At 64.2% G+C, this 15,777-nt stretch carries 15 protein-coding genes; 2 read left to right on the forward strand and 13 right to left on the reverse strand.

What is annotated here, in order from left to right; translation table 11 throughout:
- Both DAD99_RS19535 and pgl read left to right on the forward strand, forming a co-directional pair.
- On the forward strand, positions 1–586 hold a 586-nt coding region (locus DAD99_RS19535; protein ID WP_193342868.1), incomplete at its 5' end, for a glucose-6-phosphate dehydrogenase assembly protein OpcA.
- 37 nt (positions 587–623) lie between these two features.
- Positions 624–1,394, forward strand: coding sequence for a 6-phosphogluconolactonase (pgl, locus tag DAD99_RS19540; protein ID WP_375372279.1), 771 nt, complete (start codon positions 624–626; stop codon positions 1,392–1,394).
- On the opposite strand, the gene DAD99_RS19545 is transcribed toward pgl, so the two are convergent.
- From DAD99_RS19545 to uvrA, 13 genes are all read right to left on the reverse strand, one after another.
- Positions 1,347–1,742: an RNA polymerase-binding protein RbpA gene (locus DAD99_RS19545; RefSeq protein WP_193342870.1), complete on the reverse strand. Its 396-nt coding sequence runs from the start codon at positions 1,740–1,742 to the stop codon at positions 1,347–1,349. The genes pgl and DAD99_RS19545 overlap by 48 nt on opposite strands.
- 133 nt (positions 1,743–1,875) lie before the next feature.
- Entirely contained in the window at positions 1,876–2,133 is a 258-nt protein-coding gene (gene secG / locus DAD99_RS19550; RefSeq protein WP_193342871.1) for a preprotein translocase subunit SecG, read from the reverse strand.
- A 51-nt stretch (positions 2,134–2,184) separates the two neighbouring features.
- Positions 2,185–3,000, reverse strand: coding sequence for a triose-phosphate isomerase (gene tpiA / locus DAD99_RS19555; RefSeq protein ID WP_193342872.1), 816 nt, complete (start codon positions 2,998–3,000; stop codon positions 2,185–2,187).
- A gap of 87 nt (positions 3,001–3,087) precedes the next feature.
- The gene (locus tag DAD99_RS19560; RefSeq protein WP_193342873.1) at positions 3,088–4,314 is read right to left on the reverse strand and encodes a phosphoglycerate kinase; all 1,227 of its coding nucleotides are present in this window, start codon (positions 4,312–4,314) and stop codon (positions 3,088–3,090) included.
- 10 nt (positions 4,315–4,324) lie between these two features.
- Positions 4,325–5,335 carry a type I glyceraldehyde-3-phosphate dehydrogenase gene (gene gap / locus DAD99_RS19565; RefSeq protein WP_193342874.1) on the reverse strand — a complete coding sequence of 337 codons (1,011 nt, stop codon included), beginning with the start codon at positions 5,333–5,335 and terminating at the stop codon, positions 4,325–4,327.
- A gap of 264 nt (positions 5,336–5,599) precedes the next feature.
- Positions 5,600–6,226, reverse strand: a complete 627-nt coding sequence (locus DAD99_RS19570; protein ID WP_185263578.1) for a superoxide dismutase — start codon at positions 6,224–6,226, stop codon at positions 5,600–5,602.
- Positions 6,227–6,337: 111 nt separating this feature from the next.
- On the reverse strand, positions 6,338–7,318 hold the full coding sequence (gene whiA / locus DAD99_RS19575) for a DNA-binding protein WhiA (RefSeq protein ID WP_056339766.1): 981 nt from the start codon (positions 7,316–7,318) through the stop codon (positions 6,338–6,340).
- 9 nt (positions 7,319–7,327) lie between these two features.
- Positions 7,328–8,347, reverse strand: coding sequence for a uridine diphosphate-N-acetylglucosamine-binding protein YvcK (yvcK, locus tag DAD99_RS19580; protein WP_193342875.1), 1,020 nt, complete (start codon positions 8,345–8,347; stop codon positions 7,328–7,330).
- Positions 8,347–9,270, reverse strand: a complete 924-nt coding sequence (rapZ, locus tag DAD99_RS19585) for an RNase adapter RapZ (protein ID WP_185263576.1) — start codon at positions 9,268–9,270, stop codon at positions 8,347–8,349. Before rapZ ends, yvcK begins: the two co-directional genes overlap by 1 nt.
- 72 nt (positions 9,271–9,342) lie before the next feature.
- Positions 9,343–11,349, reverse strand: a complete 2,007-nt coding sequence (gene uvrC, locus DAD99_RS19590) for an excinuclease ABC subunit UvrC (protein WP_193342876.1) — start codon at positions 11,347–11,349, stop codon at positions 9,343–9,345.
- Positions 11,350–11,361: 12 nt separating this feature from the next.
- Positions 11,362–12,030: a 1-acyl-sn-glycerol-3-phosphate acyltransferase gene (locus tag DAD99_RS19595; protein ID WP_193342877.1), complete on the reverse strand. Its 669-nt coding sequence runs from the start codon at positions 12,028–12,030 to the stop codon at positions 11,362–11,364.
- The gene (locus DAD99_RS19600; RefSeq protein WP_193342878.1) at positions 12,017–12,730 is read right to left on the reverse strand and encodes an HAD hydrolase-like protein; all 714 of its coding nucleotides are present in this window, start codon (positions 12,728–12,730) and stop codon (positions 12,017–12,019) included. Before DAD99_RS19600 ends, DAD99_RS19595 begins: the two co-directional genes overlap by 14 nt.
- 78 nt (positions 12,731–12,808) lie before the next feature.
- On the reverse strand, positions 12,809–15,736 hold the full coding sequence (gene uvrA / locus DAD99_RS19605) for an excinuclease ABC subunit UvrA (protein WP_193342879.1): 2,928 nt from the start codon (positions 15,734–15,736) through the stop codon (positions 12,809–12,811).
- Positions 15,737–15,777 lie beyond the last annotated feature (41 nt).

A 15,777-nucleotide genomic window follows, 5' to 3' on the forward strand; every position in this document is an offset into this window, starting at 1 on the left:
GGCCTGGTGGCCGCACGGGGCACCGGCGAACGCCTGCGAAACCTCCGTGGGCCGGATCGCGCACCGCCGGATCACCGACTCCGCGAACGAAACAGACCCTCAACTGGCGCTGGAAAACATCCGGGCCACCTATAAGGCCGGGGACACCGACCTCGCCTGGACCCGGCTGACGAACTGGCGGATCCAGCTCGCGGCGGTCCTGGACCAGGTGGACTCCTCACCCGTCACCGCCGTCGCCGTCGAAGGCGCCTCCGACTCCCCGTCCACGATCCTGCTCGCGGCCTGGCTGACCCTGGCCCTGGACGCGCCCGTGACGATCGTCGCGGACCCCGCCGGGACCGGCATCCGCCGCGTCCGCCTCACCCGCCACACCGGCGACGTGCAGCTCTTCCGCCCCGGACTCTCCGTCGCGGAACTCACCCAGCCCGGCCAGCCCGCGCAACGCATCTCCCTGCCACGCCGCAGCCTCAAAGACTGCCTCGCCGAAGAACTCCGCCGCCTCGACCCCGACGAAGTATTCGGCGAAGTGATTACTATTGGACTGCCACGTACCAATCTAAGGAGCGTCCGACCCAGTGAGCGTTGAGCCAAGAGTTAGCATCCATCCCGATTCGTCCGTCCTGATGGCCGCCATCGCGGCCCGCCTGATCACCAAGCTAGTGGATGTGCAGGACAAGCACGGTGAGGCCACGGTGGTGCTGACCGGCGGCACAGTCGGCATCGGAACGCTGAAGGCGGTTGCGGATTCTCCGGCGGCGCCCGCCGTCGACTGGTCCAGGGTGAATTTTTGGTGGGGTGACGAGCGATTTGTCGGTACCGACGATCCCGACCGGAACACCAGGCAGGCGTTTGATGCACTCCTGTCGAGCATTCCGGTTGATCCGGCAAGGATCCACCAGCCGGGCTCCTCGGATGACTTCGACACGCCCGAGGAAGCCGCCGAGGGCTATGCTCGCAGGCTCCGGGAAGCAGCCCAGGCCGAACACGCTGCGGACATGTCCGACGACCGTCCGGACCAGCCGGGAGTACTGCCGCGGCTGGATGTGGTGCTGCTGGGCGTTGGCCCCGACGCCCACGTGGCCTCTCTCTTCCCCGAGCAGGGCGGAATCCGGGAGAAGGAGCTGACAGTCGTTGGCGTCCGGAATTCGCCGAAGCCGCCACTGCAGCGCATCTCACTTACGCTTCCCGCCATCAACACTGCGGCCGAGGTCTGGATGGTGGTGGCCGGTGAGGACAAGGCCGGTGCGGTGGGCCTGGCCCTGGCCGGCGCCAACCCTGTGCAGGTTCCGGCGGCAGGCCCGCGGGGAACCGCCCGGACCCTGTGGCTTATCGATGAAAACGCGGCGTCACGTGTCCCGCAGCAACTCGTCCGGAAGGACGCCACCGGCGCGTAGTTTTTCCAGGGCTCCGGCCAGGACAGCTTCGGCGTCCTGGTCGGAGCGCCGTTCTTTAACGTATTCAAGATGGGTCTTGAAGCCTTCGTCCAGCGGGTCGGGCAGGTCGGCGTCCTTGCCGTCCCGTGATGCCTGAGCCCCGCAGCGGCGGCAGTCCCAAACGGAGGGAATTTGCTCGTCCGGCAGCCGCAGGAAGACAAGCTGGGTCTCATGCCCCTTGGCGCACCAATAAGAAACCCGGATACGGGGCACTCTTTCGCCTGAGGCAGCTTCTGACTGGTTCTTGGGACCGGCCCCTTCTGTCACACCCACCCGGGTGCCACGGAAGGCTGACGCACTATGTACCATCTGGACTCCTGGCTGCTTAAACGACGCTGTTTAAACGAGATTAAACGAAACTGTGGCTGTTGGGAGCCAACAGCCACAGTTTAGTTCGGAGATCCTCATCGCGGCAGTGCCGGGCGACAATCAGTTGCGGAGTCTATGAGTCCCCTGCGCCGCTGAAGCGCATAATCAGGCCGAGGCCGATGATCACGACGCCCCAGGTGACGCCCAGGATCACGGTGAACCTGTTCAGGTTCCGTTCGGCAACGCCGGAGGAGCTGAGGCCGGAACTCATCCCGCCGCCGAACATGTCCGACATCCCGCCGCCCCGTCCCTTGTGAAGGAGGATTAGCAGGGTCAGCAGAAGGCTGGTGATGCCCAGGAGAATCTGCAGAATGACATGAAGAACGTCCACGACGGCCTTTCAGAAGATTGGAATTGCGGGAGCCTGGAACTGCGTGACGGACTAGTCCGTCACCAGGTGACTCTCGAACCTGACAATATTAGCAAACTCCGCGGGATCGAGGCTGGCCCCGCCGACCAGGACACCGTCGACGTCGCGTTCCTTCAGGATCGCGGCGACATTGTTTGCCTTGACCGAGCCGCCGTAGAGCAGCCGGATCTTTGCTGCAACATCGTCGCCGAAGAGGTTGTCCAGTTCCGCGCGGATGGCAGCGCACATCTCCTGAGCGTCCTCCGGCCCGGCCACTTCACCGGTGCCGATGGCCCAGACGGGCTCGTAGGCCACCACAAGTTCTGCCGCCTGCTCGGCGGCCAGACCGGCGACGTTCGCCCGGAGCTGTGTCAGGGTGTGCTCGACATGGGTGCCGGCCTGGCGGATTTCCAGACCTTCGCCAACGCAAAGGACCGGGGTGACACTGTGCTTGAACGCTGCCTTGACCTTGGCGTTGAGGACGTCGTCGGATTCCTGGTGGATGGTGCGGCGTTCGCTGTGCCCCACCAGGACGTAGCGGCAGCCCAGCTTGTTCAGGAACTGGCCGGAGGTGTCGCCGGTGTAAGCGCCCGAGTCGAACTGGGAGAGGTCCTGGCCGCCGTAAGCAATGTCCAGTTCATCACCCTGGACGAGGGTCTGCACACCGCGGAGGTCGGTGAATGGCGGGAAGACAGCCACCTCAACCCGGCTGTAGTCGTGCTTGGCGTCAGACAGGGTCCAGGCCAGCTTCTGCAGGAGGGTGATGCCCTGGACATGGTCCATGTTCATCTTCCAGTTGCCCGCAATGAGAGGCGTGCGGTCAAAAGCGCCGTTCGTTGACGTAGTCACGTGTTCTCCAAAAGTTCTTGATCTGTGTGCGGCCGGCAGGGTGCCCGCGGGCATCCTGCCGGCCGGAGGACTTGGCAGTCCAGGTTCCTAACGGTCCAGGACGCTGAGTCCCGGGAGTTCCTTGCCTTCGAGATATTCCAGGCTGGCGCCGCCGCCGGTGGAAATGTGGCCGAACTGGTCGTCAGCGAAGCCGAGCGTTCGCACGGCGGCAGCGGAGTCCCCGCCGCCCACCACGGTGAACGCGTCGGCCTCAGTGAGGGCCTTGGCTACGGCGCGGGTTCCGCCGGAGAATGCTTCGAACTCGAAGACGCCCATGGGCCCGTTCCAGAACACCGTTTTGGCGTCCTTGATCCGGTCCGCAAAGGCGGCGGCAGAGTCCGGACCGATGTCAAGGCCGATGCCCTGTGAGCCGAAGCTGCTGCCTTCGATGCCGTCCGCGGGAACGGTCTCGTAATCTGCGTCGGCCGCGAACTTACTGGCCACGATGACGTCGGTGGGCACGATGAATTCAGTGCCGGCTCCGGCTGCCCGTTTCAGGTAGTCCTGGACAACAGGGATCTGGTCTTCTTCCAGGAGGCTGCCGGCCACGCTGTGGCCTTCTGCCGCCAGGAACGTGAAGAGCATGCCGCCGCCCACCAGTATGGTGTCGGCTTTGCCGATGAGGTTGTCGATGACCGCCAGCTTATCGGAGACCTTGGAGCCGCCGAGTACCACCACGTAGGGCCGCTGCGTGTCAGCTGTCAGCTTCCGCAGAACCTCCACCTCGGTGTGTACGAGATCGCCCTGGTAGGACGGGAGCCGGGTGGCGACGTCGAACACACTGGCGTGCTTACGGTGTACGGCACCAAAGGCGTCGTCAACGTAGGCACCGTTGGGCCCTGTCAGGGCCACCAGTTCGTCCGCGAAGGCGCCGCGTTCGGCGCCGTCCTTGCTGGTCTCCCGAGCGTCGAAACGCACGTTCTCCAGGACCAGGACTTCGCCGTCCTGAAGCGAGGCAGCGAGTTCCTTCGCTGAGCTGCCCACCGTATCCTGCGCGAGCGAGACCTTGAAGGCGGCGAGTTCTGCGAGCCGCGCTACGGCAGGCTGGAGGGAGTACTTTTCCTCCGGAGCGCCCTTGGGGCGTCCGAGGTGGGCTGTTACCAGCACGCGGGCACCGGCGTCCGTGAGCTTTCCCAGTACTGGCAGAGAGGCCTTAATGCGGCCGTCGTCAGTCACTGTAGAGCCGTCGAGCGGCACATTCAGGTCACTTCTGACAAGAATGTACCGCCCGCGGACACCTTCAGCGATCAGTTCGTTGAGGGTGTGGAATGTCATGTGTCTAACCCTAGCCCAGCTTGGCTGCGACGAGCTCCGTGAGGTCCACGAGGCGGTTGGAGTAGCCCCATTCGTTGTCATACCAGGAAACAACCTTGACCTGGTTACCGATGACCTTGGTCAGGCCCGAATCGAAGATCGACGACGACGGGTCCCCCACGATGTCCGAGGAAACGATCGGAGCGTCGGTGTAGGTGAGGATGCCCTGGAACTCTTCGGACTCCGAAGCCTTCTTCAGCGCTGCATTGACTTCCTCGACAGTGGTCTCGCGGGAGACGGTGACCGTGAGGTCAGTGGCCGAGCCGGTGGGGACGGGCACTCGGATGGCGTAGCCGTCCAGCTTGCCCTTGAGCTCAGGCAGGACCAGTCCGATCGCCTTGGCCGCACCCGTGGAGGTGGGGACCATGTTGATGGCGGCTGCGCGCGCACGGCGGAGGTCATTGTGCGGGCCGTCCTGCAGGTTCTGGTCAGCCGTGTAGGCGTGGATGGTGGTCATCAGGCCACGCTCGATGCCGAAGGTGTCGTTGAGGACCTTGGCCAGCGGGCCCAGGCAGTTGGTGGTGCAGGACGCGTTGGAAATGATGTTGTGCGTCGCGTTGTCGTACAGGCCGTCATTGACACCCATCACGATAGTGATGTCCTCATCGGAGGCCGGTGCGGAGATCAGGACCTTCTTGGCGCCTGCATCGATATGCTTCTGCGCGGCAGCGGCCTTGGTGAAGAAGCCGGTGGACTCGATGACGATGTCCACGCCCAGCTCGCCCCAGGGCAGGTTGGCGGGATCGCGTTCGGCGAGAACCTTGATGACGTTGCCGTCGACAACAATGTTGCCGTCCTTGACTTCAACGGTTTCCTTCAGACGGCCGCCGACGGAGTCGTACTTGAGCAGGTGGGCCAGCGCCTCAGGGCTGGTGAGATCGTTGACGGCAACGATCTCCAGGTCCGCGCCCTGAGCGAGGGCTGCGCGGAAGTAGTTGCGGCCGATGCGGCCGAAGCCGTTGATACCAATACGGGTCGTCACTTGTTCAGTCTCCTTGGTGCCTAAATAAGCACAAATTAGTTGAGCGGGCGTTGAAGCCAACTAACAGATCCCGCACGCCATTGGGCAGAGATGATTAACAGATCGGAGGGCGACCAGCCACGTTGCTGAAGGCAGACCGCCTTCCGTGATCCATCTTACGTTTAAGTTGGTCCGCCCCCGCAAGTGCGGGGGCGGACCAACCGCATTCCGGCCGAAATCACGCCGAAATGTGAAGTTTGTTACACGTACATGTACTGCAGGTCACTACGGCAGGGTAATGAGGCCCGTAGCGTTGGTGCGTGCAGCATCGAAGCGCTTGGCGACATCTGCCCAGTTGACGATGTTCCAGAATGCCTTGACGTAGTCAGCCTTGACGTTTACGTAGTCCAGGTAGAAGGCGTGCTCCCACATGTCCAGCATCAGCAGCGGCGTGGTGCCGAGTGCTACGTTGCCCTGCTGGTCGTAGAGCTGCTCGATGACCAGGTTGCCACCGATCGGCTCGTAGGCCAGGAAGCCCCAGCCCGATCCCTGCAGGCCTAGGGCCGCAGCGGAGAACTGGGCACGGAAGGCGTCAAAGGAACCGAAGGCGTCATCGATGGCGGCTGCCAGTTCACCCTCGGGCTTGTCGCCACCGTCCGGGGACAGGTTGTTCCAGAACACCGAGTGGTTGATGTGGCCGCCGGTGTGGAACGCAAGGTCCTTGGACAGGCGGTTGATGTTGGCGAAGTCGCCCTTGGCGCGTGCCTCTGCCAGTTGGGCAAGGGCATTGTTGGCGCCTGCAACGTACGCGGCGTGGTGCTTGCTGTGGTGCAGCTCCATGATGCGCGCCGAAATGTGCGGCTCAAGCGCTGCGTAGTCGTAGCTGAGTTCTGGCAGTACGTACTCGGTCACAAAATCCTCCAATGTCGTGGACGGTCTGTCCGGGTTGTAACTCTCGGATTGTGCATCCGGATGACTGGCATCCGGAAGATCAGGGTGAACGCTCTGATTCTAGGGGCGCCGCTACTCGTCCAGCATCTCAGGCGTCACATTGGCATCAGTGCCGGGGATCCCCAGATCGATGGCCCGCTTGTCCGCCATGGCCAGAAGCCGGCGGATGCGGCCGGCGATGGCGTCCTTGGTCATCACCGGATCGGCCAGGCGCCCGAGCTCGTCCAGGCTTGCCTGTTTATGGGCCACGCGGAGTTCGCCGGCGTATTTGAGGTGGTCCGGGACGTCGTCGCCCAGGATTTCGAGTGCCCGGTCAACCCGGGCACCGGCGGCTACGGCCGCTTGCGCGGAGCGCCTCAGGTTGGCGTCGTCGAAGTTGGCGAGCCGGTTGGCCGTAGCCCTGACTTCCTTGCGCATCCGGCGTTCTTCCCAGACCATCAGGGCGTCGTGGGCGCCCATCCGGATGAGCAGGGCGGCGATGGTGTCGCCGTCGCGGATCACTACCCGGTCTACTCCCCTGACCTCGCGGGCTTTCGCCTGGATGCCGAGACGGCGGGCTGCGCCAACGAGGGCAAGCGCGGACTCGGGCCCCGGGCACGTGACTTCCAGCGATGACGAACGGCCCGGCTCGGTGAGCGAACCATGGGCCAGGAAAGCACCACGCCAGACGGCCTCTGCGTCAGCGGCCGAGCCGTTGACCACAGCCGAGGGAAGCCCCCGCACCGGCCGGCCACGGCCGTCCAGGAGACCTGTCTGGCGGGCCAGGGACTCGCCGTCGCGGACTACCCGCACCACGTACCGGCTGCCGCGGCGCAGTCCCCCGCCGGAGACGACAATGATCTCGCTCTGGTGCCCGTAAACCTCCGCAATGGCTGCCCGGAGCCTGCGCGCCGTTGACGCGAGGTCAACCTCGGCTTCGATCACGATCCGGCCCGAGATGATGTGCAGGCCGCCGGCAAAGCGCAGCATGGCCGAAACCTCCGCCTTGCGGACTGAAGATTTCTTGATGTCCAGGCGGGACAGTTCTTCCTTGACCGATGATGTCAGTGCCATGGCACCTTCCTAACTGTTCCCAAAAATGTCGTGGTACGCCGCTGCCAGACGCAGGGGGTCATGGACGGGTCGGCGGCCCGACGCCCCCACTTTACCCAAGACAACCTCGGCGCCGATCATCCCGGCGGCTTTCTCGAACTCCTGCCGGTCCTGCACCGACGCGGGATCCGCCAGGACGACGTCGACGCTGAAGTCCGGCGCATACCGGTGGAGGGCGTACAGGTGGTCCGCCGCAGACATGCCCGTGGTCTCTTTGGTGTCCGTTGCCAGGTTCATGGTGAGGCAGCGTTTTGCCGCCGTGGCACTCAGTGCCGCCCGCATTTCGGGGAGCAACAGGTGCGGCAGCACGGACGTATACCAGGACCCCGGCCCGAGGATGACCCAATCGGCGAGCTCGATGGCTGTCAGGGCTTCAACGCAGGCCGGCGCCTGTTCGGGCAGGAGCCGGACCTGTTCCAGCGAACCGGCAACGGCGCAGCGCGCCTGCCCGCGGATTGTCTGGAGCGCTGACGTGCCGTCAGGTGCGGTGACGCGGATGTCGCCTTCGATGGTCAGCGGCACGGTGGACATCGGAAGCACCTGCCCCCGGGCACCGAGCAAGGCGCCGGCCCACTTCAGGCCGGCCACGGTGTCGCCCAGAAGCTCCCAGAGAGTGACGATGAGCAGGTTGCCCATTGCGTGCTCGTCCAGCGATCCGCCGCGGCCTTGGCCCGGCCGGAAACGGTGCTGCATCACGTCACGCCACGTGCGGCCCCAGTCCGTGTCATCGCACAAGGCGGCGAGTGCCATCCGCAGGTCTCCGGGCGGGAGGACGCCGTACTCGTCGCGCAGACGCCCGGAAGACCCGCCGTCGTCCGCCACAGTGACAATGGCGGTCAGCTCGGAGGTGAGCAGCCGCAGCGCCGAGAGCGAAGCGGACAGGCCATGCCCGCCGCCGAGCGCGACAACATTGGGGCCCTTGTCCTGTTGGCCGGCTGCCGTTCCGCTGGAAATCGGTACCAACGGGAGGGGCCCGGTGAACATCCCCATTATTCGCGGCCCAGATCCCGATGAGTGGTGGTCACGGTCACGCGGGGATACTGTGCCAGTTTCTTGGAAAGTTCGACGGCGACCGCCACCGACCGGTGCTTGCCGCCGGTACAGCCGACGGCAATGGTGGCGTAGTGCTTGTTTTCGCGCCGGTAGCCGTCCAGGACAGGCTCGAGGGCCAGGACATAGCGGTCTACGAAGTTTTTCACGCCTTCCGCCTCGAGGACATAATCACTGACGTCCTTGTCCAGGCCCGTATGCGGGCGCAGCTGCGGAACCCAGTGCGGATTCGGGATGAACCGGACGTCCGCGACGTAGTTGGAATCCACCGGCAGGCCGTACTTGAAGCCAAAGCTCATGACGTTGAGCCGCAGTGCCACCGGGCCGGAATCGCTGAAGAGTTCCGTGATGGCGGTAGCCAGGGCGTGGACGTTGTAGGTGGAGGTATCCAGTACGACGTCGGAGCTGTCGCGCAGTTCCTTGAGCACCTCCCGTTCGGCGGCAATGCCGTCGAGGATGCGGCCGCCTTCCTGGAGCGGATGGGGCCTGCGGCCCTGCTCGAACCGGCGGACCAGGACGTCGTCCTTGGCGTCGAGGAAAAGGACCCGGAACTTGACACCACTGGCGGCGAGGGCGCCCAGGGCCGCACGGACGTCGACAAAGAGGCCTTTGCTGCGGACATCCATCACCACGGCCAGCCGCGGAATGGACTGCGGCGCGTGGGACACAATCTCGGCCAGGGTGCCGAGCATCTGCGGCGGCAGGTTTTCCACGACATACCAGCCATGGTCCTCAAGCGCGTCCGCGGCGGTGCTGCGTCCCGCCCCTGACATACCGGTGACCACCAGCAGTTCCGCTTCGACGGGCTTGACCGGCGTCATGCCGTCCTGCCCTGTCCCGGATTCCGCTGTAGAGTCTGCCATTCGTTCCGCCCCGTTTCTGTCCAGATGAAGGCAGGCAACCGCAATGGCGGAAACCTGCGTTCCTTACCCTACCTAGGTTTCAATGATTTCGCCGGTGGCCATATTCACGGCCGGAACTGCATCGCCGGCCGCATCTTCGCCGCTGAAGTGGGCCACGATGGCGTTGGCAAGGGCCGGCCCAATGCCCTTCGCCAACGTGAGCTCGGGTGCGGTGGCGGCTTTGACACCCTTGACGGACCCGAAGTGGGTGAGCAGCGCCTTGCGTTTGGACTCACCCAGGCCTGGCACGCCGTCCAGCGCCGAGACAGTCATGGCCTTACCGCGCTTCTGCCGGTGGAAGGTGATGGCGAAGCGGTGGGCTTCGTCACGGATCCGCTGCAGCAGATAAAGTCCCTGCGATGTCCTGGGCAGGATCACAGGGAAGTCGCTGTCCGGCAGCCAGACTTCCTCAAGCCGTTTGGCCAGGCCCACCACGTACACATCCTCGATGCCAAGGTCCGCCAGCGCCCGGGCGGCTGCGTTGACCTGGGGCTGGCCGCCATCGACCACCACCAGGTTGGGCGGGTAGGCAAACTTCGCCCGCGGCGCTGCAGTAGTGGTGTCCAGGACGGCGGCATCGGCAGCCGCTTCCACGGCGGCTTGATGCCCCGGCAGGGCGGACGCCTCGACCTGCGCCGACCTATCCTGCAGGTAATACCGGAAGCGCCGCGTCAGGACATCACGCATGGCGGCGGTGTCGTCCGCAGCGGCGGCCCCGGTGACGGAGAATTTCCGGTAATCGGACTTCTTGGGCAGCCCGTCCTCGACCACCACCATAGACGCCACGACGTTGGTGCCCTGGACGTGGGAGACGTCATAGCATTCGATCCGCAGGAGCGCCACGGGCAGGTCCAGGGCTTCCTGCAGCTCCTGGAGTGCCTGGGAGCGCACGGTGAGGTCCCCGGCGCGGCGGGTCTTATGCAGTTTGAGCGCGTGTTCGGCGTTTTCACGGACGGTGGACATCAGCGCAGCCTTGTCGCCGCGCTGCGGCACCCTGATATCCACCTTGGCTCCCCGCAGGCCGCCGAGCCATTCTGTCAGTTCCGCCGCGTTGCTGGGCTCTACGGGCACCAGGACTTCGCGGGGCAGCCGCCCATGGCTGTCGCCATCGTCGCCGTAAACCTGCTGCAGCAGGTGTTCCACCAGATCCGGGGTGGTGGCATCCTCCACTTTTTCCACCACCCAGCCGCGCTGGCCACGGATCCGGCCGCCCCGGACGTGGAACACCTGGACGGCGGCTTCCAGTTCGTCCTCGTGCAGCGCGAAGACATCGGCGTCGGTATCGTCGGCGAGCACTACCGCATTACGCTCAAAGACCTTCCGCAACGCGGTGATGTCGTCACGGAGCCTCGCGGCACGCTCGTAGTCGAGAGTGCTGACAGCCTCGGCCATCTGCTTTTCAAGCTTGGTGATGAAGCGTTTGGCCTCACCGCCCATAAACGCGCAGAAGTCCTCCGCCAGGACCCGGTGTTCTTCCGGGGTGACCCGGCCAACACAGGGGGCGGAGCATTTATCGATATAGCCCAGCAGGCAGGGCCGGCCGCTCGCCTGGGCCCGTTTGAGAACGCCGGCGCTGCAGCTGCGGACGGGAAAGACCCGTAGCAAGGTGTCCATGGTTTCCCTGATGGCGCCAGCCGTGTAGGGACCGAAGTACCGGGTGCCTTTGCGGCGGTCCCCCCGCATGACCTGGACCCTGGGGAGCTTCTCGCTCATGGTAAGGGCCAGGTACGGATAGGTCTTGTCGTCGCGGAAGACCACGTTGAACCGGGGCTTGAATTCCTTGATCCAGGTGTATTCGAGCTGCAACGACTCCAGTTCGCTGCCCACCACCGTCCACTCGACGCTGCTGGCCGTGTGGACCATTGCGTGGGTTTTGGGCAGCAGGCCCGCCGGGTTCGCGAAGTAGGAGTTCAGGCGCGAGCGAAGGCTTTTAGCCTTGCCGACGTAGATGACCCGGCCGTGTGGATCGCGGAACCGGTACACCCCGGGGTTCGTGGGAATTTCACCCGTCTGGGGCCGGTACGTTGCTGGATCTGCCACTACTTCATTCTACTAATCCGTGCTCTTACTTTGGTTGTAGCTGGTGGATCGTTCCTGGCCACTGAGTTCGGCGATTGCTTCCATGATGCGGTCTGTAACCTGGCGGCGCGCAGGCAGCGAATGATCCGGGCCGGTCTTGTCGAAATACAGAGGCTCCCCCACCTTCATGGTGAAGTGATGCGGCCTGAAGCCCTTCTCACCGGCCGGCTGCAGGTTTTCCGTCCCGATCAGGCCGACCGGGATCACGGGAACTCCGGTTGCCAGTGCAAGCCAACCCACACCGGTGCGGCCGCGGTAGAGAATACCGTCCCGCGACCGTGTGCCTTCAGGGTAAATGCCGATGCCCTTGCCGGACTCCAGGATGTCCAAGAGGGTCTTGAGCGCCTGGACGCTCGCTGCCTGCTCGCCGCGCTCCACGGGGATGGAGCCCACGGACTCGAAGAAGGATTTCATGACCTTTCCCTTCACGCCACCCGTGGTGAAGTACTCGGCTTTGGCGAAGAAGGCCACCGGCCGCGGCATCAGTGCCTGGACAATGACGCTGTCAAAGAAAGAGAGATGGTTCGGCGCCACAATGAAGGGCCCCTCTTTTGGGACATTTTCAAGGCCGACGACGGTGGGCCGGCAGGTGCTCGCTACGAGCCCGCGAAATGTCCAGCGGACCGCCTCAAACAGCGCCATCGTTGCGCACCTCACTCATTGCGGCAGTGTGGATGGCTTCGAGGCGCGCGATGGCGGCGACCATGCCCGCGGCGGTGTCCACCACGGTGACGGCCCCGGCTTCCTCGAGTTCGCCGTCGGGGGCGAATCCCCAGCCCACGCCGATGCAGTCAAGCCCGTTGGCGATGGCTCCCGCCACATCCTGGGCGCGGTCACCCACCATAACGGCATGCTGGGTGGACAGGTCGGTCAGTGCCGCGGCGATGATCTCTGCCTTGCCCACAGGGCCGTCCGTTGACAATTCGTTGTCTGCCGAACCCCTGATGGACTGGAACAGCCCGGCGATACCGTGGTGGCCCAGCACGATCTGCGCCAGCCCTTCGGGCTTCTGCGTGGCGACGGCCACCGTCCTGCCTTCCGCAGCAAAAGTCTCCAGCACTTCCTTGATCCCGGGGTACAGCCGGCTCTGGGCTATCCCCGTGGCCAGGTAGTACTGCCGGTACGTCCGGATGACCTCGTCCAGCATCTCGGCCGGAACCTTGCAGACACTCTGGAGTGCGTCGCTTAGTTTCGGGCCGATCATCGAGTGCAGGACGTCCTGGCCGGGAACCGGCAGACCTGCGGCGGCCAGGGCGGCTGCGATTCCGTCGGATATACCGCCGGCCGGATCGACAAGAGTGCCGTCCAGGTCAAAGATCACGGGCACTGTTGTTTGAGTCACCGGCTTAGTTTCTCACGACACCGAGCATGCCCGAAACTCGCATGCCCGACACGGCATACGACCTTGGAAGCCAACTGCCTAGCTCAGTATTTCCGCGAGGAAGGATGCCGTGTGGCTCTTGGTGGATTTCGCCACCTGCTCGGGAGTGCCGGTGGCCACGATCTGCCCGCCGCCCGAACCGCCGTCCGGTCCGAGATCCACGATCCAGTCGGCGCTCTTGATGACATCCAGGTTGTGTTCGATGGTGATCACGGTGTTGCCCTTGTCCACCAGTCCCTGAAGGACCATCAGGAGCTTGCGGATGTCCTCGAAGTGCAGGCCCGTGGTGGGCTCGTCGAGGACATATACGCTGCGTCCGTTGGAGCGCTTCTGCAGTTCCGCGGCAAGCTTGACGCGCTGGGCTTCGCCGCCGGAGAGGGTGGTTGCCGGCTGTCCCAGCCGGACGTAGCCGAGGCCCACGTCCACGAGCGTGTTCAGGTGCCGGGCGATTGGCGAGAAGGCTGCGAAGAACTCCGCACCTTCTTCGATGGGCATGTTGAGCACATCCGCGATGGTTTTGCCTTTGTAGTGCACTTCAAGGGTCTCGCGGTTGTACCGTGCGCCGTGGCACACCTCGCAGGGAACGTAGACGTCCGGCAGGAAGTTCATTTCGATCTTCAGTGTGCCGTCACCGGCGCAAGCTTCGCAGCGCCCGCCCTTGACGTTGAACGAGAACCGGCCTGGCAGGTAGCCGCGGACCTTGGCCTCGGTGGTTTCGGCGAAGAGCTTTCGGATGTTGTCAAAGACGCCGGTGTACGTGGCGGGGTTGGACCGGGGGGTACGCCCGATGGGGCTCTGGTCCACGTGCACCACCTTGTCCAGGTGCTCCAGGCCCATGATGCTCTTGTGGCGTCCGGCTACCTGCTTGGCGCCGTTGAGCTTGTTGGCCAGCACTTTGTAGAGGATCTCGTTGACCAGCGTTGACTTGCCGGAGCCGCTGACGCCGGTCACGGCGGTGAACAGGCCTAGGGGGAAGGCCGCATCAACGTTGACCAGGTTGTTTTCACGGGCCCCGACGACCTTCAGCTCACGCTTTTTGTCATATTTGCGCCGCTTCTTGGGGATGTCGATCTGCTTGCGGCCGGACAGGTAGTCGCCGGTCAGTGAGTTGGTGTTGACCAGGAGGTCCTGGTACGAACCGGAGTGGACGACCTGACCGCCGTGCTCGCCTGCGCCCGGGCCGATGTCAACGATCCAGTCCGCCACCTGGATGGTGTCCTCGTCGTGTTCCACAACGATGAGGGTGTTTCCCATGTCCCGGAGCCGCGTCAGGGTGTCGATGAGCCGGCGGTTGTCGCGCTGGTGGAGGCCGATGGAGGGCTCGTCCAGGACGTAAAGGACGCCCACCAGGCCGGAACCGATCTGGGTGGCGAGGCGGATCCGCTGCGCTTCGCCGCCGGACAAGGTGGCGGAGGGGCGCTCAAGGTTCAGGTATTCCAGCCCGACGTCGAGCAGGAAGGTCAGCCGGGCCTGGATTTCCTTGAGCACCTGGTGGGCGATCTGGGCCTCGCGGCCGGTCAAAACCAGGTTGTTCAGGAAGTCCGCGCACACCCGCATGGGCATGGCCGCTACATCTGCGATGGACTTGCCGTTGATCAGGACGGACAACGAGGCGGGGTTGAGCCGGGCGCCATTGCACGCGGGGCACGCGATCTGCCGCATGTATTCTTCATAGCGGTCGCGGGCCCACTCGGAGTCCGTCTCACCGTGCTTGCGGTGGACGTACTGGATGGCACCCTCGAAGCCGGTGCTGTATTTGCGTTCCCGTCCGAAGCGGTTCTTGTACTGGACAACCACCTTGTGGTCCTTGCCGTGCAGGACAGTCTGGCGGACGTCGTTGCCCAGCTTCTCCCAGGGTGTGTCCATGGAGAACCCGAGCTCATTGGCCAGCCCTTCGAGCAGGCGGTTCCAATACTCAGTGGTTGCGGTGCCCAGTGACCACGGCGCGATGGCGCCCTCGGACAACGACAGCTCCGGATTCGGAATAATCAGTTCTTCGTCAACCTCGAGCCGTGTACCGATGCCGCTGCACGCGGAACAGGCGCCGAAGGGATTGTTGAACGAGAAGGAGCGCGGCTCGATTTCATCGATGGCCAGTGGGTGTTCGTTGGGGCAGGCGAGGTTCTCGGAAAATGCCCGCAGCCGTCCCGGCGCGTCTGCGTCCAGATCGACGAACTCGGCCAGTACCCGGCCTTCGGCCAGGCCAAGCGCCGTTTCAACGGAATCCGTAAGGCGCTGGCTGATGCCTTCCTTGACCACCAGGCGATCCACCACCACTTCAATGGTGTGCTTGAACTGCTTGCCGAGTTTGGGGGGCTCGCTCAGCTGGATCAGCTCGCCGTCCACCCGGGCACGCGAATAGCCCTTGGCTGTCAGCTCCTTGAAGAGGTCCACGAACTCACCCTTGCGCCCACGTACCACCGGCGCCAGGACCTGGAAGCGTGTGCCTTCCTCAAGCTCAAGCAGCTGGTCCACGATCTGCTGCGGCGTCTGCCGGGCCACAACCTCGCCACAAACGGGGCAATGCGGCCGACCCACGCGTGCCCACAGCAAACGCATGTAGTCATAAATTTCGGTTATGGTGCCAACCGTGGAGCGGGGGTTCTTACTGGTGGACTTCTGGTCAATCGATACCGCAGGCGAGAGGCCTTCGATGAAATCGACATCCGGCTTGTCCACCTGGCCGAGGAACTGACGGGCATAGGCCGACAGGGATTCAACGTAGCGCCGCTGGCCCTCGGCGAAGATAGTGTCGAACGCCAGCGATGACTTCCCAGAGCCGGATAGCCCGGTGAAAACGATCATCGCATCACGGGGCAAATCCAGGTCCACATTGCGCAGGTTATGCTCCCGCGCGCCCTTGACCACAAGGCGGGAGAGGTCTGGCCGGGCAGGGGTGGCTGGGGCCTGGGTAACGGCGACGGGGACGGATTCGACTGCTGTTTCTTCAGCTACGGCTTTAGGCACCCACTAATGCTAATCGAAAACTTCTTCGAATATCCATGCGG

This window comes from Pseudarthrobacter sp. AB1, assembly GCF_014926485.1.
Lineage (GTDB): Bacteria > Actinomycetota > Actinomycetes > Actinomycetales > Micrococcaceae > Arthrobacter.